Genomic DNA, 18,709 nt, shown 5'->3' with positions numbered 1-18,709 from the left:
AGACACCTGCCGTGACCACCCGCGAGAAGCACCTCGTCGAGCTCGTCGACGACGCCGGGCGTCCCCGGGGCGAGACCACCGTGTCGGCCGCCCACCAGGCCCCGGGCCAGCTCCACCGCGCCTTCTCCGTACTGCTCGTCGACCCCGACGGTCGGGTGCTGCTGCAACGGCGGGCGCCGGTGAAGACGCGCTTCCCGCTGCGCTGGGCCAACGCGTGCTGCGGCCACCCGGCGCCCGGCGAGTCCCTCGTCGAAGCCGCCAACCGCCGGCTGCGCGAGGAACTCGGCGCCGGCCCGGTCGAGCTGACCGAGGTCGGGGTGTACGTCTACTACGCCGAGGACCCGGCGACCGGTCGGATCGAGTTCGAGTACGACCACGTCCTGCGGGGCGGGTTCCAGCCGGGCGACCCGCTGCTGCCCGACCCCGACGAGGTGGCCGAGCTGCGCTGGGTCGACCCCGTCGCCCTGCTGGCCGACATCGACACCGACCCCCGCCCGTACGCGCCGTGGCTCGGCGGGGTAGTGGACCGGCTGCTGCACCCCGCGGGGCCGACCGTCGGCCCGCCGGACCCGGTCGGGCCGCCGCCGAACGACGCGCCGGAGCGGTCGGGTGGCCGATGAGGCACTGAGCGCGGGGGCCGTCGCCCGGCGGCTCGGTGTCGCCGTCACCACCCTGCGCACCTGGCACCAGCGCTACGGCCTCGGGCCCAGCGAGCACGTCCCCGGGCACCACCGGCGCTACACGCCGGCCGACCTCGCGCGCCTGGAGATCATGCGTCGGCTCACCGCCCAGGGGGTCACCCCCGCGGAGGCGGCCCGCTGGGCACGCCGCGCGCCGGACGCCGTACCCGCCGACGCCGGCGCGCAGCCACGGGTTCCCACCGTCGGCGCTCGGGACGGCGGCGGATCGACGATTCCGGTCGGCCGGGCCGGGCCGGCGGCCCGCGGGCTGGCCCGCGCCGCCATGCGGCTGGACTCGGTGGCGATCGGCGAGACGATCGCCCGGGCCCTGCACGCGGACGGGGTGATCGCCACCTGGGACGGCCTGCTGCGCCCCGTGCTCTTCGGCATCGGGGAGCGGCACGCCGCCACCGGTGCCCTGATCGAGGTCGAGCACCTGATGTCGCGCTGCGTCTCGGAGGCGCTCGCGGTGGTCGCCCGGGCCGCCGCGCCCGCCGGTCCGGCGCGCATCGTGCTCTCCTGCGCCGACGAGGAGCAGCACACCCTGCCGCTGGAGGCGCTCGCCGCCGCGCTCGCCGAGGCCGGCGTCGGTTACCGGATGCTCGGTGCCCGGATGCCGCTGCCCGCGCTGGTCGAGGCCGTCAGCCGGACCGGGCCGGCCGCCGCGGTGATCTGGTCGCACACCCGGGCCACCGCCGACCCCGCCCAGCTCAACGCCCTGCTCGCCGCGCCCCGCCGCCCGCTGCTGATACTCGCCGCGGGGCCGGGCTGGCTGGCGGACTCGCTCCCCGCCGGGGTGGTGCGGCCGGTCGACCTCAGCGAGGCGGTCTCGTTGGCGCTCGCGCTGTGCGACTCGCTGGGCCAGGCCTCGGCGTACTGACCGGGGGTCCCGACGCGAAACGGCGTCCACTAGCGTCGGGAGGTCCGTCGACCCCGACCCCTCCGGGAGCGAACGATGCGTCCACGCGCCCTGCTGGCCGCCGGTCTGGCCCTGCTCCTCCTCGGCGGCTGCGGCGACGGCGCCACGAGCGGCCGGCGGGCCGCCGGCCCCGACCCCGTCGCCTCCGCCCCGCTGCCGGCCGAGCCGACGCCGTCGGTCAGCCCACGGCCGACCCCCACCGCCCCGCCCAGGCGGCTGGTCCGCCCGCTGCCGCCCAAGCTTCCGGCGGGCCTGCGTCGTACGACCGGCGCACGGACGGTGTCGCTGACCTTCGACGACGGGCCGGATCCGCACTGGACGCCGAAGGTCCTCGACCGCCTCCGGGCGGCCCGGGTCACCGCCACGTTCTGCGTGGTGGGCACGCAGGCCCGCCGGCACCCCGAGCTGCTCCGGCGGATCGTGCGCGAGGGCCACCAGCTCTGCAACCACAGTTGGAACCACGACCTGCAACTCGCCCGGCGGCCGGTCGCCGAGATCCGGCGGGACCTCCTGCGCACCAACGCGGCCATCCGGGCGGCGGTGCCGGGCGCCAAGGTGCCGTTCTACCGCCAGCCGGGCGGCCGGTGGACGAGCGAGGTGGTGACGGTCGCCAGGCAGCTCGGCATGCGGTCGCTGCACTGGAACGTCGACCCGCAGGACTGGGGCAAGCCGACCGCCGCGACGATCTCCAAGCGGGTACGCGCCGCCGCCCGGCCCGGCTCCGTCGTACTGCTGCACGACGGGGGCGGCGATCGGGCTGCCACGCTTGCCGCCTGCCCACACCTGATCACCGACCTGAAGCGCCGCTTCGGCATCGCCCAGCTCCGCTAGAACCCTCTTGACCTGCGGTTTTGTCGGGCGTTGTGGCTGGGGCCATACCGGTTTGGTCGAGAGACCGACCATCACGTAAGCTATCCAAGCCTCCGGCGGGGCCGGATGGGAGCAAGTCCGCTTGAAGTTGCGAGTGTGCAATGATGGCGGGGCCGCCCTCATCGTCTAGCGGCCCAGGACGCCGCCCTTTCAAGGCGGTAGCACGGGTTCGAATCCCGTTGGGGGCACGGTCCGGCTTCGGTCGGAGGCAACAAAGCTAGGTCCTGTGGAGCAGTTGGAGTGCTCGCCGCCCTGTCAAGGCGGAGGTCGCGGGTTCAAGTCCCGTCAGGACCGCCAGCGCTGAACGCCGCGCCATGCGCGGCTTTCTGCGTATCGGGGCGTGTGACCCTCCCGGCGGAGAATTCGCCGTGCGGGTAGCATGAACCGAGCAACACGGCCAGGTAGCTCAGTTGGTACGAGCGTCCGACTGAAAATCGGAAGGTCGGCGGTTCGACCCCGCCCCTGGCCACATAGCCTTTCGCCGGGCTACTGAAGCGCCGACCAGCGGAAACGCCGGTCGGCGCTTCTGCGTGCGGGGGGCTGACTCATCGATCACCGTTGGCCGTGGCTGACCGCTCTTGGCCGGCAATCACCGCCACATGTTGCACGTTCGCTGCACGCCGTTTCCTCGCCTGCCGGGTCGATCAGATTCGGTTTCGGTCCCTCTCGTGACCATCGCCGTCGCTACTCTCTGCTTGTGAACGACATCCGAGTGTCAGATCGTGACCGAGAAGCGGTCGTGGTCCGGCTCAGCGTCGCTGCGAGCGAGGGGCGATTGACCTTCGCGGAGTTCGAGGACCGGTCAGCGCATGCCTACGACGCGAAGACCCACGGCGAACTAGACGTCCTGGTGGCCGACCTGCCGTCGCTGGCGCGCGATCAAGCAGGGAAGGCACACGATCACGGAGGCATGGCACGCGATCACGGAGGCATGGCGCTGTCGTTCTTGGCGCTCGTCGCAGGTGTGGTCTGGGTGCCGTTGTCCGAAGAACTGCATCCCGTTCTCCTTCCGGGAGCCGCTGGCGTTGTGTTCGGCCTTTTCGGCTTACGCGCAAGTACGCCACTCTTCTGCCGCGCACTGGCAACCTTGGGAGTTCTCGGCGGGTCACTATGCGTCGCACTGCAAGTCCTCTGGCTCATCCTTGACTGAGCTGCGCTACGCCCCAACCTGCTGCCATCCCGTCTGCCGCCGACCCACACACCGTGGAGCGGATCAGGGCCAGGGTGACAAGGTGGAGCGCCCTACCGGACGAACGACCTTGGCACCCTGGCCCTGATCTGCTCGGCTTGCCTGGGTCGGTGGTAGACGGGATGGCAGCTCCCCAACCACCCACCCACCGCAACCGTTCGGCAACTCCATCCTGGAGTCGTCTGGCCCCCGCCGGAGGCACAGCTCTAACCCCGCCCTCTTCCTCACCCTCCGCCCCTTCACCACCCTTGCCCCTCTCCTCCCTGGGGCCTCAGCGGCTTCGTGCGAACCGTTCGGCAACTCGTCCTGCCGGTGGTGGCTCCGGCCCTCTGTGGGGCCTCTGGAACGTCGAGAACGGGTGAAGGCGTGTCCGCCTGGCACTGGTCACACCGGGACTCGTCATCGGGTCACCTCACTGACCCAGGGGTGACGCGCGGGGCGGGGCGTGGTTTGCGGGCCGGCTGACTTTCCGCCCCGGCGCCGTAGGCGGCCGGGGCGGCGGCTCCGTAGGAGCCGGTTGCCGCGCCCCGGCCCGCGCCGCGCGGAGCGCCTTGATCTAGTACAGGCCAATTCGGCAACAGATCACAGGCAGCTCCGAGCCGACCAAGCCAGCATGAACACAACACCACCTGGCCGTCGCGGTCCATGTGCCTCGCAGCGGCACTGTGCCTACCTCGCGCATCACGGCAGCTGCCACAGGCTCCGCACATGCCGCCTGCCAACCTCGGCCATCAACGTCCCGAGCAACTCCCAAGCTGACCCAGCCAGTACGTACCTCTCGCCCGGCCCCGACATCTCCCGGAGCCTCCACCCCCTACGGTCCGTGGAACTTGCACGGCTCGAACGCTCGTTCTACTCTGTTGATCACGGCGGCGGTCCAACACGCCGAAGCGGGTTCCAAAAATCCAACCTCCTGGGAGGTAGCGTTTTTGGAACCTGGATGAGGAGGGGCGATGGATCGCAACGTGGAGTCTGAGCCGGAGGAGGTCTGGCTCACCGGGGACGACGCAGAGACCCGCTTGAGGCAGATGGGTCTTGAGGTAGCAGACTTGGTCCAACCACTGGAACTCGCCGCGGTCGATGCTGCGGGGTGCACCGAGGTTGATGCACCTGGTGCGGCGGGCTACATCTTCTGGACTAGGGGGAACCGGTACCTCAGGGAACGGCTTCACCCACGAGGATGGAGTTGGACCAACAGGGACAACATCCTCCGCACAATCAGCCCGGATAAACGGTTCAGCATCTCGGCGATCAGCGGGGCCGGCGCCGTCGGAGTGCCGAGTGGCAGGGTGCAGACGCGCAACCCGAAGGGATCTGCGGTCGCCACTCTGGTTCGCTACAACTATTCAGTCACGGGTGGAGCAAGGAACGCCGACTTCCTTCCGGGCCTCGACTTCCCGGAAACGGAGTTCGAGCCTGACATGCACCCCACATGGTTCTTGCTCTATAAAGCTACATCTGAGGGCATTATGATGGAACTTTCCATGCCGGTTGACATGCTGGGCAGCACCGTTAATCGCTGGCGTGAGCACATCATTATCGGACCCGCAGGATACGGCGGCGATGGTGGCGTTAGACTGGACTTGGACTCCTTCGGAGAAGCCAACGCGCCCGTTGTGGACGTTCCTGTCGAGCGGATCGCCTAGTTAAGGCCTACATGAGAATGGGTTGAGGTCAGGGTCATGTTGACGCCATCACGGCTTGTCGTCGCGAGGAAACGGCGTCGCATGACCCTGGCCCAGCTTGCGGTCGCGTCTGGGGTCTCTGTCCGAAGCATCACAGCGTTCGAAAACGGCCATAAGCAGCCGAGTTCCGAGACGCTCGAAGCATTAGCTACAGCGATGTCTTTTCCGCGCCCCTTTTTCGAAGGTCCGCCAATCGACGAAATTCCCATAGGGTCCGTTAGCTTTCGCGCGTTATCAAAGATGAGTGCCCTGGATCGCGAAGCGGCTCTTGGCGCTGGTCAAGTCTCAGCTCTTATCAACCAATGGAACGAGCGTCACTTCCGCCTGCCCGATGCCAACGTTCCCACCCTCTCCCACCTAGAACCAGAGGAGGCGGCGGAGCGAGTGCGAGCCCTGTGGGGCTTGGGCGAAGCACCGATTCCCAACATGATCCACTTGCTTGAGGCCAACGGCGTTCGCGTCTTTTCCTTGGCAGCGGACTGCGAGAGCATTGACGCCTATTCGCTGCGGTACAGAGGAAAGCCCTTTTGCATATTGAACACGAGGAAGTCCGGTGAGCGTGGTCGCTTCGATGCTGCCCACGAGTTAGGACACCTAGTTCTTCACGCAGACGACAGATTGGCCCACGGCGTTGAGGCCGAGGAGCAAGCCAACAAGTTTGCTTCGGCCTTCTTGATGCCCCGTGCGGGGATTCTCGCTCAATCCCTACACGACGCCACGCCGGATCGAATTTTGCTGGCGAAGCGTAAGTGGAGAGTGGCCGCCGTCGCGCTCGCTTATCGCCTTCACGATCTAGGGCTGCTGTCTGAATGGAAGTACAAGGCGGTTTCAAAGCGGCTAGCCCAGCTGGGATTCCGACGTGGCGAGCCAGGCGGAATTACTCGTGAAAGCTCCCAACTGCTAGGCAAGGTATTCGCTTCCCTTCGACATGACCCGGGGAGGATATCGCTTGCGGATGAGCTGAGCATTGGCACTGACGAGTTGAACCTTCACGTGTTTGGTCTAGTCCCGATCGTCCTCGATGGGGGTCGGCAGGCCGGCCCTCCTGGGCGTCCGCAATTGCAGCTGGTTGGTGCCCGGCGCCGGTAGTCTTCTACCTGCATCCGTTCACCTGTACGCTTACCGACTTCCGAAGGACCTCAATACCTCTTCTGCTGCTTCCGCCGCTGATATCACTTCAGTGTTCAGCATCACGTCTGCGGCGATAGCATCAGTTTCATCCCAAGCTCGTAGGCGGGCTTTCGTGTCGCCGGTGCCACGAGCGGCAATCCTGGTAGCAGCGACTGGTCGGGGACACCACAGGTAGACGACGAGCCAGCGTGCCGCAGGGAAAGCGGATTTCACCGCCTCGATCGCCTCGGGCTGGCCCAGATGCACGACTGGCACTCGGCTATCCAGCAAGGCACGGAGGTGTGGACGGTCAACCACATAGGTCGCTCCGTAGCGGTGGTTTTCCCAGATGACCTCGCCTGCGGCCCGCAGTTCCTGAAGGTGCTCCTCGCTGGTCATGCGGTACCCGGCGGTTCTGCCTGGGCCGGCCTTGAGCCGATGGAACTGCGTGTATCGCTGGTCAAGCCGGCAGAGGGCGTCCGTCACGGTGTCTTTGCCTGCTGCGGGTGGCCCGTAGAAGATGACGCCCTGCACTATGCCTGCTCGTCGCCGGTCAGACTCTTCAGCAGTTCCTTCGCCTGGCTTTGAAGAGGAAGGCTGGACGTGCAGTTGTTGACCAGGACGTGGGGCACCTCTGGCCGGAAATCGACGTCAATCTTGGTCAAGTACGCAGGCCAGTCCGCCAGCTTCGCCGCGTCTCGTGCCGCGCCCCGTCGCCTGATGTACACGTTCATCGTCTCGACGTCGCAGTAGACCCACACGAAGGTCGTCAGGGCATTCATTGCGGCGTAGGCGGCTCGCGTCCGACCGATCCAGGCGGCGTCATTGAACTCACGGATGAACGGTGCCGTCACGATCGCGCTGTTGCCGCATTCGACGTTCTCGTCCGTCGCGGCTCGCAAGGCTTCGTACTCGCGAGGGCGCACCTTGGTCAGGTAGGTCTCAGACTCGCGGTCGTGCGGCGAGTGACCGACGGCCTCAAGCATCGCCTCGACCACGGGACGGGTGAGGGTGTCCTTGTCGAGCATCGGCCACCCGGTCTCGCGGGCCAGAATCCGGCCTAGCTCGGTCTTCCCACTACCGGGGTAGCCGCCCACGAAGACGACCCGTGGAACGTGAATCCGAACCTCGCTCCTGCGCGGCTGGTTCGGGGCGCTGACCACCCTCTTGGATCGGGACTTGCTGACCACGAGGCCCTCTTCGGCAAGCAGCTTCATCGCCTCAGTGATCGTGAAGACGCTGACGCCCCACTGCTCAGCGAGTTCCCTGGTCGACGGCAGAACGTCGCCATCGCGTAGGGCGCCTGCCTCGATGTCGTTTCGGATATTGCGGGCGACCTGCTGGTGCAGGGACTCCGTCCGGGCGAGCCGGCTGCGCGGAGGCGTCATCAGTGCTCCCAGCGAGGTAGGCAACAGCTATCCGCGCGTCAGCCTACCAGTGGGCTAACAGATCGCCCCTTGCGTGCCTGCTCAGTGACCCTCTGCGAGGAGTTTTGGCATAACAGTTGACCCGCAGACCTACCAGTTGTTAGGTTACCGGCATCACACAGACCGGATGGCCGGTTAGTCGCGATTGCGAAGGAGAGCGCCATGGCCCTCAGGGGTGGTACTCGGTTCACGGTTCCGTTCGAGGCTGTCTTCCCGCACGGTGCGGTGTTCGTGCCGGACTCGATCGCGGAGGCGCAGGACTTCAACGAGGCGACCCGGCAGCGGACGCCGGCGAAGGACAAGGTGACCGGTGAGCGGGTGTGGCAGTGCCGGGTGATGGACATGGACCCGGAGCTTGGGTCTCGGTCGCGTGAGGTGTCGATCAAGATCCTGTCGAACGTGCAGCCGGTGCCGCCGGTGGGTCCGTTCCAGCAGGTGGAGTTCGAGAACCTGACCGTGACCCCGTACGTCGGCAGCAACGGTCGGCTCGCCTACTCGTTCCGGGCGACCGGAATCGTGGCGCCGAAGACCCTGGCGGAGACGCGCGGGAAGGCTGCCTGATGTTCGGCCGGAAGCGCTCCGAGCCGGAGCCGGTCCGCAAGGACCAGGTGATGCGCCTGATCTCTCTCGGGATGCGGGAGACCGACGCCGCCGACAGGGACATTGACGGCCCGGAGTTCGACAAGGCCAAGGCTGCGTTCGAGGCGGCGCTTGGCAAGTCGACCCCGGCGGAGAAGAACGCGGCGATCGAAGCGCTCCGGCGGCACGGCTACTAGATGTGGCGCGGGGCGGTCCTGGCCCTAGGAAGCTCGACCGCCCCGCTGCCCCTCTCAACCCTCACGGCCTGGAAGGGCAGGTTCATCATGCCAACTTCTCTGGACTGGCGACGCGACGGGAGCGCCGGAGACCCGGCCCCGTGCGTCATCTGCGGTAAGCCGGCGATCTGCCGGAGCCCGGCGGGCAAGCCGGTACACAAGGTCTGCGCGGAAGCGTGGATCGACCAGCGCAACGCCAACAAGGCGGTGGCGTGATGCGCGCTCCGCTGGTCAACTTCCGTCGCCTACAGGTCGCCGCGCCGTGGCCCCTGGTCTGGACGGTCACCTTCTTCATCCTGCTCGTCCGGCTCGTGGTCTTCCTGGTGGGCATCGCTGTCACGGCGGTGCGGCACTGGCGGGCCTGGCCGGCGGTCGCCCTGGTCCTGCTCGCCGTCGACGTGCACCGCTCGCACGGCTGGTGGCCTCACCTCCTGGTCCTCATCGTCGTCGCCGCTTCGGCCGGCGTGTGGTGGTGGCGGTGGCGGGAGTCCTTCGAACGCCTGGTGGTGCTGCGAGGGCTGTCGTCGTGGCGGCGGCTGTGGGTGTATCGGCGTCAGTGGCACGAGGTCATGTCGCTGTGTGGGCTGGTGAAGAAGTACGACGGTGGCGAGAAGCTTCCCGAGCTGCTGTCGGTGCGCTGCTCCTACGCCACCGATGAGGTCGTGTTGCGGATGCCTCGGGGGCAGAACCCGGAGGCGTACCACAAGGCGGCCCGGGATCTGGCGTACTCGTTCGGTACCCGGCACTGCCGCGTCTTCTCCGGCCGACGCCAGGCACCCCCGGCCCGCTCCGGCTCCCTCGCCTGGATCCTGCGCCGCGTCGACGCCATCCGGTTCCGCGACCGGCCCCGGCAGGTGTGGTTGGTGCTGATCCGCCGCGACCCGCTCACCCGCATCGTCAAGCCGCTGCCGGTGCCGGCCCGCCCGGACTTCACCGCCCTGCCCCTCGGGATGCGGGAAGACCTGGCCGTGTACTGCCTGCGCCTACTCGCCACACACGTACTCATCGGCGGGGCTACCCGGATGGGCAAGGGCTCCGTTATCTGGTCCCTGCTGCGGGCTCTCGCCGCTGGCATCCGCTCCGGGCTGGTGCGGGTGTGGGCCATCGATCCCAAGGGCGGCATGGAACTGTCGATCGGTCGCCCGCTGTTCTCCCGCTACGTCGATGACGACTGGACCCGCATGGCCGACATGCTCGACGACGCCGTCACGAGGATGCGAGCGCGTCAACGGATGCTGCGGGGCAAGGTGCGGGTGCACACCCCGACCGTCGATGAGCCGCTGATCGTCATCGTCATCGACGAGATCGCCGCTCTGCTGGCGTTCCTGCCTGACAGCGACATCCGCCAGCGCATCACCCAAGCCCTGGGCCTGCTACTCACCCAGGGCGCCGGCCTCGGGGTGCTCGTCGTCGCCGCCACCCAGGACCCCCGCAAGGAAGTCGTCTCGGTCCGCGACTTCTTCCCCACCCGCATCGCCCTCGGCGTCACCGAACGCGGCCACGTCGACCTGCTCCTAGGCGACGGTGCCCGTGACCGTGGAGCACTGGCCGATCAAATCCCGCTGTCGGCAAAGGGCGTGGCCTACGTCCTGCTTGACGGTCAGCCCGAACCCGCCCGGGTCCGCTTCTCCTACCTCACGGATGACGTGATCCGGGAGATGGCCGCGACGTTCCCCGCCCCGCCCGAGGTCCAGCCCGAACCCGCCGACACCCCCGCCCCCGCCCCGGCCCCGGCTGCGGTCAAGGCCCGGTCGAACGGCAACGGCCGGCACACCTACCGGCCCACCCCGCCGAAGCAGGTCGCTCCGCTGCTGCCGCCATCGCTGCTTCACGCCTTGGACCTCGACGCCACCCCGAACGGAGGCGACCCCCGATGACCACCGAACTGCCCGAGAGCACCCCGGCCCGGATGCCCTACGCCGACGAACCCGACACCACCGAGGAACCGCGCCGCTTCTACCGGCTGCGCGCTCCCCACGTCGACAAGGCGTCCGTGCCGGTCACCGTCCGCGTCACCCCCGACGCCGATCTGTACGTGGCCGTTGGTGCCGGCCGCCGCCGCATGTACCTCACCCCCTCTGAGGCATGGGCGCTGTGGCGCTGCCTCTCGGAAGCGGTCGCCTCGACGGGTGAGCCGCCGGAGTGGATCCGCGTGCACGTCACCCCCACCCACCGCTGACCTTCCCCCGCCTGCTTGGAGTCTTCGTGATGCGTACCCGTCGACTGACCCGACGCCCGATCCGCCGTCTCTGCCTCGACCTGGCCCACACCGACCCCGACCAGACCTGCCCCTACTGCGCCGACGACACCCAGGCCGCCGCCATCGTCGCCGCCGCTCTCGCCCAGCACGCCGAGATCGCCGCCGAGGACGCCGAAGCGTGGGGGTGGGCGGCATGAGCTACCAACTGTGGTCCTGGCTCCTGATGACCGTTGGCGTCACCGGCCTGTGGCTGGCCGGCAAGCGCTCGTGGACTGGCTGGGCTGTCGGCCTCGCCGGGCAGGTGCTGTGGCTGGCGTACTCCCTCGTAACGGAGCAGTGGGGCTTTCTGGCCTCCTGCTTCGTCTACGGCGCGGTCTACATCCGCAACCTGCGCGTCTGGCTCCGCCCGGCTCCTACCCCCGTGACGATCGGCGAGGTTGCTGCGGATCCCACCCCGACCGTTGCCCCCGTTCGGGTCACCCGCCCGCCGCTGGTGGTGCGGGAGTCGCCGCTGTGGGAGCACTCGGGACCGGTGTGCTGCCTCGCCTCGTACTGCACCCGGCCTGCAACCCACTGGCACGACGGTGCGCCCTGGTGCGAGCCCTGCGCCTGGAACGCCATCGAGGAAGAGGGCCGTAACGGCTTCAGCCCGGTTCCCGGCTCGTCGGCGGAGTTCGCCGCCTACTACCTGGACCGCGACATGAACCCCGCCCCGCGTGTTGCTGGGGAGGTCCGCTGATGCGCCGCTTCTTCAACTCCGACCGGCTTGAAGGCGTCGCCCTGGTCGTGATCCTCCTCGCCGTCGGCGGCATGGCCGGCGCCGCGTCGTTCACCCACGTCAAGGACTGGACGATGATCCACGCCCCCGCCGGAACCCACGAGTGGTTCGGCTGGTCCAACGCCGTCATCTCCGAACTCACCCCCGCCGCCGCCCTGCTGGTCATTCGCCGCCGTCGCCGTCTCGACCCGGACGCCTCGGTGTTCTACCCGCTGTCGATCCTCGTCGGCGCGGTCGCCCTGTCCCTGGCCGCGCAGATCGCCGTTGCCAACGACAGCTTCTCGTCCCGGCTGCTGTCGTCGGTGCCGGCGCTGGCGTTCCTCGCCCTTTCCAAGCTCGTCCTCACCGCTCCCGCCGCTCGCCCGGCCCGGCAGTCCGACCCGGCCAAGCCCAAGCCCGAACCGGTGCCAGTGGCCGTCGAGGAACCCGCCGACCTGGAACCGGTCGACCTGCCCACCGACCCGGCACCCGTCTACGTCCCGCCAGCACCCCCGCCCGCCGTCGCACCGGCCCCGGTCACGCCGGTCCGCTCCGCGCTCATCTCGTCCGTCGTCCAGGCCCCCCGCAACGGTCAGGTCTTCGCCTCGGAGGTTGTCCGATGACCCGCACCCAACTCGCCCGCCGCAACCTCGCCCGCCCCACCGTGATCGCCCGCCGCGTCGTCGGCACCCCCGCCGAGGTCGCCGCCACCGTCGCCCTGGTCCGCGACTCCGGCCGCCTGGTGTCCATGACCGCACCCCGCCAGATGCCCGGCGACCCGCGCGTCACCGTCACCGTCCGGTTCCTCGACAACAACGGCCCCGCCCCTGCTGCGGTTCGCCGGCTGCGCCGAGGTCACGTCGTCGCCGCCGTCGCCGTTCCGACCGTGGGCGCTCTCGCCGCTGCCGGCTACCTCGCCGCGCAGCTCGTCAACGCCGTCCGCTCGATGGTGCCGCTCATCGCGGGCGTCGTCCTGGTCCTCATCGTCGTCGCCCTGCTGCTGCGTCGCTCGGGTCGCTGCTGCCCCGGCCTGCACTGCCCCGGCTGCGGCCACTGAACGCGCCATCACCGCTGGTCGGCCCACCTACTGCGCCCGGTGCCGTAGGTGGGCCACCGCCCTTGTCGAATCCGGTCACCCCGGCACCGGCCACTACCGCGCCGAGGTCGCCTGCGCCCGCCATGAGGCTGCCGCTCACCGCTGGGCCAGCCGCCTCGGTCCGACCCGTACCACCCCGATCGGTGACACCCAACCCGCCTTGTTCGAGCTACCGGAGGTGACCCGTTGACCGCCCCGACCCTGCCCGGCCTCACCCCCGAACCCACCGAACCGACCCTCACCGCGGCTGCCCCGCCGGCGCCTGGCTCCCGCGCCGCACGCCTTGCCTTGCCCATGTCGCGGCAGGTGTTGAAGGAGATGGCTGCGGAGTACGGCGTGTGCCTGCGTCCGGTCACCCTGCGCCGTACCGACCTGCACACCGGCCAAACCGAAGTCATCGACCTGCCCTGCGGCACCACGCGGGAAGACAAGTGCTCACCGTGCGCCAAGCGTGCCCGCCGGCTGCGGCAAACCCAGATCCGCGAGGGCTGGCACCGCACCGACGAACCCAACCCGTTCTCTGCCTGGCCTGCCAGCGAGGAACAGCGCGACTTGGTCATGCTCCGGGCACACCTGGAATTCGCCCGCGATGAGGCACAACGCTCCGCGCAGTTCGACCAGGTGCCCGGCATCGATCAGGCCATCGCGGAGGTAGAGGAAGCCATCGCCGCTGAGGGCCTACGCGGGCAGGTCGCCCCGCCCCACGACGGGGAAGGTTCCACAGGTGGCCGGCGCAAGAGGTCGACCAAACGGCGTCAGGACACCCCCGACCTGCCCCGCAAGAAGGTCGAACCCCGCACGGTCGGCAAGGTCTACACCGCCCCGGACGGCACGCAGCACCGCCCGTCGATGTGGCTGTCGCTCACCCTCGACTCCTACGGCCGCGTCCTACCCGACGGCACACCCGCCGACCCCGACAGCTACGACTACCGGCGGGCCGCGTGGGATGCGGTGCACTTCGCCCGGCTGCTCGATCGGTTCTGGCAGAACCTGCGCCGCTGCGTCGGCTGGAACGTCCAGTACGCCGGCTGTGTCGAGCCCCAACGACGCCTCGCCCCACACGCGCACTTCGCCATCCGGGGCACCATTCCCCGCGCCGTGCTGCGGCAGGTCGCCGCCGCCACCTACCACCAAGTCTGGTGGCCGCCCGTCGATGAACTCGTGTACTCCCTCGATCGGCTGCCGGTGTGGGACAACGACGCCGACGCCTGGGTAGACCCCGACACCCGCCAGCCGCTGACGACATGGGCTGACGCCCTGGACCTGCTCGACGCCGACCCTGACGCGCAGCCCGTACACGTCGTCCGTTTCGGCCGGCAGGTTCACGCCGAGGGCGTCACCCCTGGCACGGTGCACGCTGACCGGACGATCGGCTACATCACGAAGTACATCACCAAGAGCGCGGCCGACTGCCACAAGGCCGAGACGGACCGGCAGCGCAACCACCTGGAACGGCTCTGGGAACAGCTACGCATCACGCCGTGCAACGAGCGGTGCGCCAACTGGCTGCTCTACGGCGTCCAGCCGAAGAAGGCCCACGGGCGGCTGCAAGCGGGGCGCTGCAAGGGCAAGGTCCACCAGCGGGCCACCCTCGGCATCGGCGGGCGACGCATCCTCGTCTCGCGCGACTGGTCCGGAAAGACCCTCGCCGACCACCGCGCCGACGCTCGTGCCTGGGTGCGCCGGCTCCTAGGCGTCAGCACCGGGGCAGACGATGCCGACGCCGTCAGCCAGGGCGACGCGCCCGCCTACGCCTGGGAGATGGCTCGGCCGGATGACCCCGACATCCCACCCCTGCAACACCGGATGCTTCGGGCGCTGTCCCAACGCGCCCAATGGAAGGCCGCCCTACGCGCTGCCCAGGATCGAGCGGCGGCCAGCTCGTCAGACGTTTCGGCAATCCCCTCGGATCGGAAGGAGTCGCGGTAGTGGAACGGCTGTTGACGGTGGCTCAGGCCGCCGATCGTCTCGGGACGACGGAGCGTTTCCCGCGCCGGCTGATCGCTGAGCGGCGGATTCGGTTCGTCAAGCTCGGTAGCAAGGTCCGCATTCCCGAGACGGCTTTGGCGGACTTCATCGCTGCCTGCACGGTAGAGCCCGTCACCGTCTCGTGGTCGGATGGGAAGGCGGCCTGATGGCGAAGCGTCGGTTTGGCATGGTCCGCAAGCTGCCCTCGGGGCGGTTCCAAGCCTCGTTCGTGCCGCCTAATGGCGGTGCTCGACAGACCGCGCCGCACACCTTCAAGACGAAGACTGACGCCAACCGCTGGTTGACGCTGGTAGAGGCGGACATCTCGCGTGGCACCTGGCTCAACGACCGCGCGGCGGCGGAAACGTTCGGCAACTACGCGCGGGCCATCCTGCGGGACAGCCCGAAGATAGGCGTCCGGTGGCGGGAGACATGCGAACGCAACCTGCGGCTGCACCTGGCACCGCTGGTCGACGTGCCGCTTCGTGAACTCACCGCGAGCAGAGTTCGTGAGTGGCACGCTGCCGCACTTCGGGGCACGGGTGGCCGTACCTCCATCTCTCAGTCGTACCGCTTTCTACGCATGGTCATGAACACCGCCGTGCGTGAGGGCATCATCGCCCGGAACCCCTGCCAGATCCCGGGTGCCGGGACCGTGCGCGCCGTTGAGCGTCCAGTCGCTACGCCCGCTCAAGTCGTCGCCCTGGTCGACGCCATCAACCCGCGCTACCGCACCGCCGTTCTTATCGCTGCTTGGTGCGGCCTGCGGCGTGGCGAAATCGCCGGCCTGCGCGTCTCAGACGTGGACCTCACCGAGCACACCATCACCGTTCGGAAGGCTCGCGTCGAACCCCTGCACGCTCCTGGTCGAGCGTTCGACAAGGACCCCAAGTCGGAAGCCGGGAAGCGCACCATCTCCATCCCGCCTCACGTCGTGCCGCTGATCCGGCTGCACCTCGACGAGTACGCCGGTACTGACCGGCTGTTCGTGAGCCGCGACGGCACCCCTCTACGGGGCAACACGCTCTATCAGGCGTTCGTTCGGGCGCGGAAGCAAGTTGGCCTCGATGATCTGGCCTTCCACGACCTGCGGCACACGGGGCAGACCCTCGCCGCCCAGACCGGCGCGACCCTGGCCGACCTGATGAAGCGACTCGGGCACTCGTCCATGGCTGCGGCCCGCCGGTACCTGCACGCCGTCGACGGGCGTGACCGCGAGATTGCCAAGGCCCTCTCGGAACTCGCGGCGCACGGCGATGTTGCACGGCTGCCCCGGCACATTACGATGCGAAGCTAGTTGCACGATGGTTGCACGGCGGCCTTCGGCGGCGCTTTGACCTGCGAAAATGCGGGTGCCTGAAAATCGGAAGGTCGGCGGTTCGACCCCGCCCCTGGCCACATAGCCTTTCGCCGGGCTAAAGGGATCCCCACCAGCGGAAACGCAGGTGGGGATCTTCTTGTACGCCCTCCCGGCGAATCGACGCTGCCCGGCTCCTGCCCCCTGACGGCCCCAGCCCTCGCCAGGCGTGGCTAGCGCCGGAGCGGCGCGGACAGTCCCACTGCGGTCAGCAGCAACGCCAGGGAGACCGCGAACAGGGCGACTCCCACCGGATAGGGCACGGCGATGACAAACGGCGCCTGTTGGATCAGCAGGCCCGCACCGATCATGGCCTGGGCGCCGCCCAGACGGACGGGCTGGGCCTGCTGGCTCGGCGTCAGGCGGGCGAGCCGAACCCAGGCTGCGGGAAACCGTCGTGACGTGGCCACACGCAGTCCAAGGACGACCCAGGCCAGGCTGAGGACCACTATCGCCACGCGCAGGGCGATCATCACCGGGTCCGGGTCGTCCACGCTCATGAGGCCATCATCGGAGTGACGTCAAGGCCGGAAGAACGCCTCCGCCCCGGCCGGACACGGCCCCACCCCCGGATCGACGGTCATCAGGAGCGGAACCTCCTTTGGCCGGGCCGCGCTGTCGGACGTGCGCGATACCGTCCCGCCGTGGCGATCAGGATCAGTTTGACCCTCGACTGCAGGGACGCGAAGCTCCTCGGCGAGTTCTGGAAGACGGCGCTGGACTATGTCGACGAGCCGCCGCCCGCCCCCTTCCGCACCCGCGAGGAGTGGTACGCGAGCTTCGACCTGCCCGAGGACGACTCGGTCGACGACGGGGCGTGGCTGTGCGATCCCCGGGGCGTCGGGCCCGCGCTCTCCATCCTCAAGGTCCCCGAGCCGAAGACGGCGAAGAACCGCCTGCACATCGACGTCCGGGTGCCCGGGCACGGCACCCCCGACGAGCGCTGGGCGCGGATCAGGGCCAAGTCCGAGCAGTTGGTGCAGGCGGGCGCGACCGTCCTGGAGGACGTCACCGGGCACCACATCGTCATGGCCGACCCGGAGGGCAACGAGTTCTGCGTCGCGGCGACCTCCGTGTGACGGCATGCCCCTGGCGGCACCGCCCACAGCGCAGGTGATGAACCCGGGGCGCCTGGCGGTGGGTCAGATGGTCGTGGTCGGCGTGGCGGCTGCCCTGTTCCTGCGCGTACCCACCAGCAGCCCCTGGTGGGTACGGATCACCTCGGGCGCGTCGATCGCTCTCTTCGTGGTGGTCACGGCCGTACTGCGGGTCCTCGACTGATCACCATGGCCGGCCACGCCGCCGCGTCAGCGTTTCTGCTGGCGGTGCTGGGCCATCCCGCCCTGGATCGCCTCCCAGACGCTCCGACCGGCCTGCCTCAGCGTCTCTCCCGCCTGCTCGGCGAACTGGACCGCGCTCTGCGCGCCGCCACCTCCGCCGCCGGAGGTTTCGGTCTTTCCGCCCGGTCCGCCCTCGGAGGGACCGCCCGAGGGCTCACGCTGCCCGGCACCCTGCCCACCGCCGGGACCGCCGGCCGTTCCTCCCCCGGGGCCACCGACCCTCTCGCCGCCCGGTTTCTGCGCGGTCTGTTCCTCTCGACCGGGCCGCTGCCCACCCTGCCCCGAACTACCGGGCCGCTGCCCACCCTGCCCCGAACTACCCGGTTGCTGCCCGCCCTGGCCCGGACCACCCGATGGCGCCCCGCCCCGCTCCGGACCGCCCGGCTGCTGCCCACCGTGCCCCGGACCGCCCGGTTGCTGCCCGCCCTGGCCCGGACCGCCCGATGGCTGCCCACCCGGTTGCTGCCCGCCCTGGCCGCGTTCCGGTTCTTCGGGCTTGCCCGGCTCCCGGTGGGTCGCCTCGCGCTGCGCCTGCTCGCGGGCGCGCTGCGCCTGGCCCTCTTCGCCCCCGCCTCCCGATCCGCTCGCAAGGCCGCCACCCGGATGGGCCTGCCCAGCCCCGGGTTTCCCACCCTCCCCGGTCCCGGACGTCCCAGCCTGTCCGGCTCCGGGCTCCCCGCCCCGCCCGGGGCCACCCGGCTCCCGCAGGGTCCGGTCGGCGACCGCGCCGATCGCGCCCACCTGCTGACCGAGGTCGTCGGTCGCGCCGCCGGGCCGCTCCAACGGACCCTGCCCGGCCGGTGTGGGAAGCTTTCCGACCCCACCGGGAAGCTGATCGCCCAGCCTGGTCACCCGCTGCGTCGCCCGGTCGACGTCGTCCAGGGAGGCCGTCGCCGTACGCGACAGCGCCTCGATGATCTGCGGATTGCGGTCGATGGTGGTCAGGGCCCGGTCGAGGATCTCCACCAGCTTCTCCAGCCGCACCTTGAGCAGCGCCTCGGCGTGCACCCCGGTGATGTCCAGCTCGACGCCCCGCAGATGCACCCGGACCCCGGCGTCGAGTTCGAGGAGATTGGCCAGCCGGGTGCGCAGGGACACGTCGGCGTCCAACCCGTCCACCGCGAGCCGGATCGAGTCGACCGACACCTCCGGGATGTCCAGCAGGACGTCCGGCTCGGCCTCCCCGCCCCGACGGGTGGGCTCACCGCCACCGCCGCGCCGAACAGGCTCGGCCTCCCCGCCGCGCCGTTCCGGTTCCCGCTGCTGCGCGTTCTCGCTCATGATCCCCGCTCCGCA

Annotated in this window: 24 protein-coding genes and 3 tRNA genes; 23 read left to right on the top strand and 4 right to left on the bottom strand. The window is 69.4% G+C overall.

What is annotated here, in order from left to right; all coding sequences use genetic code 11:
- The first annotated feature begins 11 nt into the window (after window positions 1-11).
- The 9 genes from idi (at window position 12) to ACGFIR_RS02250 (ending at window position 6,432) form a co-directional block, all read left to right on the top strand.
- Entirely contained in the window at window positions 12-620 is a 609-nt protein-coding gene (gene idi, locus ACGFIR_RS02290) for an isopentenyl-diphosphate Delta-isomerase (RefSeq protein WP_393004803.1), read from the top strand.
- A complete protein-coding gene (locus ACGFIR_RS02285; protein ID WP_393142775.1) occupies window positions 610-1,560 on the top strand; it encodes a MerR family transcriptional regulator in 951 nt (316 codons plus the stop codon). The genes idi and ACGFIR_RS02285 overlap by 11 nt, the downstream gene beginning before the upstream one ends.
- Window positions 1,561-1,635: 75 nt before the next feature.
- A complete protein-coding gene (locus ACGFIR_RS02280) occupies window positions 1,636-2,430 on the top strand; it encodes a polysaccharide deacetylase family protein (RefSeq protein WP_393004807.1) in 795 nt (264 codons plus the stop codon).
- 154 nt (window positions 2,431-2,584) lie between these two features.
- A tRNA-Glu gene (locus ACGFIR_RS02275) sits at window positions 2,585-2,657 on the top strand.
- A gap of 32 nt (window positions 2,658-2,689) precedes the next feature.
- Window positions 2,690-2,766 (top strand) — tRNA-Asp (locus ACGFIR_RS02270).
- Window positions 2,767-2,864: 98 nt separating this feature from the next.
- A tRNA-Phe gene (locus ACGFIR_RS02265) sits at window positions 2,865-2,938 on the top strand.
- Window positions 2,939-3,166: 228 nt separating this feature from the next.
- Window positions 3,167-3,619, top strand: a complete 453-nt coding sequence (locus ACGFIR_RS02260; RefSeq protein WP_393142773.1) for a DUF1707 domain-containing protein — start codon at window positions 3,167-3,169, stop codon at window positions 3,617-3,619.
- Window positions 3,620-4,611: 992 nt separating this feature from the next.
- Window positions 4,612-5,304, top strand: a complete 693-nt coding sequence (locus tag ACGFIR_RS02255; protein ID WP_393142772.1) for a hypothetical protein — start codon at window positions 4,612-4,614, stop codon at window positions 5,302-5,304.
- A gap of 36 nt (window positions 5,305-5,340) precedes the next feature.
- A complete protein-coding gene (locus tag ACGFIR_RS02250) occupies window positions 5,341-6,432 on the top strand; it encodes a helix-turn-helix domain-containing protein (RefSeq protein WP_393142770.1) in 1,092 nt (363 codons plus the stop codon).
- A 30-nt stretch (window positions 6,433-6,462) separates the two neighbouring features.
- Here ACGFIR_RS02250 and ACGFIR_RS02245 read toward each other — a convergent pair whose 3' ends face one another.
- Together ACGFIR_RS02245 and ACGFIR_RS02240 are read right to left on the bottom strand one after the other, a co-directional pair.
- On the bottom strand, window positions 6,463-6,987 hold the full coding sequence (locus ACGFIR_RS02245; RefSeq protein ID WP_393142768.1) for a kinase: 525 nt from the start codon (window positions 6,985-6,987) through the stop codon (window positions 6,463-6,465).
- Complete coding sequence (locus ACGFIR_RS02240) at window positions 6,987-7,841, bottom strand: GntR family transcriptional regulator (RefSeq protein ID WP_393142766.1); 855 nt, start codon at window positions 7,839-7,841, stop codon at window positions 6,987-6,989. Before ACGFIR_RS02240 ends, ACGFIR_RS02245 begins: the two co-directional genes overlap by 1 nt.
- A 201-nt stretch (window positions 7,842-8,042) precedes the next feature.
- Here ACGFIR_RS02240 and ACGFIR_RS02235 point away from each other — a divergent pair, with 201 nt between their 5' ends.
- The 12 genes from ACGFIR_RS02235 (at window position 8,043) to ACGFIR_RS02180 (ending at window position 16,013) form a co-directional block, all read left to right on the top strand.
- On the top strand, window positions 8,043-8,441 hold the full coding sequence (locus ACGFIR_RS02235) for a transcriptional regulator (RefSeq protein ID WP_393142764.1): 399 nt from the start codon (window positions 8,043-8,045) through the stop codon (window positions 8,439-8,441).
- Window positions 8,441-8,656 carry a hypothetical protein gene (locus ACGFIR_RS02230; RefSeq protein ID WP_393142762.1) on the top strand — a complete coding sequence of 72 codons (216 nt, stop codon included), beginning with the start codon at window positions 8,441-8,443 and terminating at the stop codon, window positions 8,654-8,656. The genes ACGFIR_RS02235 and ACGFIR_RS02230 overlap by 1 nt, the downstream gene beginning before the upstream one ends.
- An 87-nt stretch (window positions 8,657-8,743) precedes the next feature.
- Entirely contained in the window at window positions 8,744-8,911 is a 168-nt protein-coding gene (locus tag ACGFIR_RS02225) for a hypothetical protein (protein ID WP_393142760.1), read from the top strand.
- Window positions 8,911-10,572, top strand: coding sequence for an FtsK/SpoIIIE domain-containing protein (locus tag ACGFIR_RS02220; protein WP_393142758.1), 1,662 nt, complete (start codon window positions 8,911-8,913; stop codon window positions 10,570-10,572). The genes ACGFIR_RS02225 and ACGFIR_RS02220 overlap by 1 nt, the downstream gene beginning before the upstream one ends.
- Window positions 10,569-10,874 (top strand): hypothetical protein, encoded by a 306-nt coding sequence (locus ACGFIR_RS02215; protein ID WP_011265189.1) that lies wholly within the window; start codon window positions 10,569-10,571, stop codon window positions 10,872-10,874. The genes ACGFIR_RS02220 and ACGFIR_RS02215 overlap by 4 nt, the downstream gene beginning before the upstream one ends.
- 29 nt (window positions 10,875-10,903) lie before the next feature.
- Window positions 10,904-11,092, top strand: a complete 189-nt coding sequence (locus tag ACGFIR_RS02210) for a hypothetical protein (protein ID WP_358166099.1) — start codon at window positions 10,904-10,906, stop codon at window positions 11,090-11,092.
- Window positions 11,089-11,634: a hypothetical protein gene (locus ACGFIR_RS02205; RefSeq protein ID WP_393142756.1), complete on the top strand. Its 546-nt coding sequence runs from the start codon at window positions 11,089-11,091 to the stop codon at window positions 11,632-11,634. The genes ACGFIR_RS02210 and ACGFIR_RS02205 overlap by 4 nt, the downstream gene beginning before the upstream one ends.
- The gene (locus tag ACGFIR_RS02200; protein ID WP_393142754.1) at window positions 11,634-12,275 is read left to right on the top strand and encodes a hypothetical protein; all 642 of its coding nucleotides are present in this window, start codon (window positions 11,634-11,636) and stop codon (window positions 12,273-12,275) included. The genes ACGFIR_RS02205 and ACGFIR_RS02200 overlap by 1 nt, the downstream gene beginning before the upstream one ends.
- Entirely contained in the window at window positions 12,272-12,709 is a 438-nt protein-coding gene (locus ACGFIR_RS02195) for a hypothetical protein (RefSeq protein WP_393142752.1), read from the top strand. The genes ACGFIR_RS02200 and ACGFIR_RS02195 overlap by 4 nt, the downstream gene beginning before the upstream one ends.
- A gap of 225 nt (window positions 12,710-12,934) precedes the next feature.
- Window positions 12,935-14,677 (top strand): replication initiator, encoded by a 1,743-nt coding sequence (locus ACGFIR_RS02190; protein WP_393142750.1) that lies wholly within the window; start codon window positions 12,935-12,937, stop codon window positions 14,675-14,677.
- Window positions 14,677-14,883 (top strand): excisionase family DNA-binding protein, encoded by a 207-nt coding sequence (locus ACGFIR_RS02185; protein ID WP_357659932.1) that lies wholly within the window; start codon window positions 14,677-14,679, stop codon window positions 14,881-14,883. The genes ACGFIR_RS02190 and ACGFIR_RS02185 overlap by 1 nt, the downstream gene beginning before the upstream one ends.
- Window positions 14,883-16,013, top strand: a complete 1,131-nt coding sequence (locus ACGFIR_RS02180) for a tyrosine-type recombinase/integrase (protein ID WP_393142748.1) — start codon at window positions 14,883-14,885, stop codon at window positions 16,011-16,013. Before ACGFIR_RS02185 ends, ACGFIR_RS02180 begins: the two co-directional genes overlap by 1 nt.
- 233 nt (window positions 16,014-16,246) lie before the next feature.
- Here the strand turns inward: ACGFIR_RS02180 and ACGFIR_RS02175 are convergent, their stop codons facing one another.
- Entirely contained in the window at window positions 16,247-16,573 is a 327-nt protein-coding gene (locus ACGFIR_RS02175) for a hypothetical protein (RefSeq protein WP_393004809.1), read from the bottom strand.
- 144 nt (window positions 16,574-16,717) lie between these two features.
- Between ACGFIR_RS02175 and ACGFIR_RS02170 the strand changes: the two genes are divergently transcribed.
- Window positions 16,718-17,152: a VOC family protein gene (locus tag ACGFIR_RS02170; RefSeq protein WP_393004811.1), complete on the top strand. Its 435-nt coding sequence runs from the start codon at window positions 16,718-16,720 to the stop codon at window positions 17,150-17,152.
- Between the two features lie 37 nt (window positions 17,153-17,189).
- Complete coding sequence (locus ACGFIR_RS02165; protein WP_393142746.1) at window positions 17,190-17,354, top strand: hypothetical protein; 165 nt, start codon at window positions 17,190-17,192, stop codon at window positions 17,352-17,354.
- A gap of 26 nt (window positions 17,355-17,380) precedes the next feature.
- Here the strand turns inward: ACGFIR_RS02165 and ACGFIR_RS02160 are convergent, their stop codons facing one another.
- Window positions 17,381-18,694 carry a hypothetical protein gene (locus ACGFIR_RS02160; protein ID WP_393142744.1) on the bottom strand — a complete coding sequence of 438 codons (1,314 nt, stop codon included), beginning with the start codon at window positions 18,692-18,694 and terminating at the stop codon, window positions 17,381-17,383.
- Window positions 18,695-18,709: the final 15 nt, after the last annotated feature.

Origin of the sequence: Micromonospora sp. NPDC049051 (genome assembly GCF_043197575.1) — a bacterium.
Classification (GTDB): Bacteria; Actinomycetota; Actinomycetes; order Mycobacteriales; family Micromonosporaceae; genus Micromonospora.
Note: the sequence above shows the minus strand (reverse complement) of the source record. Positions and strands in the feature narration are given on the sequence as shown.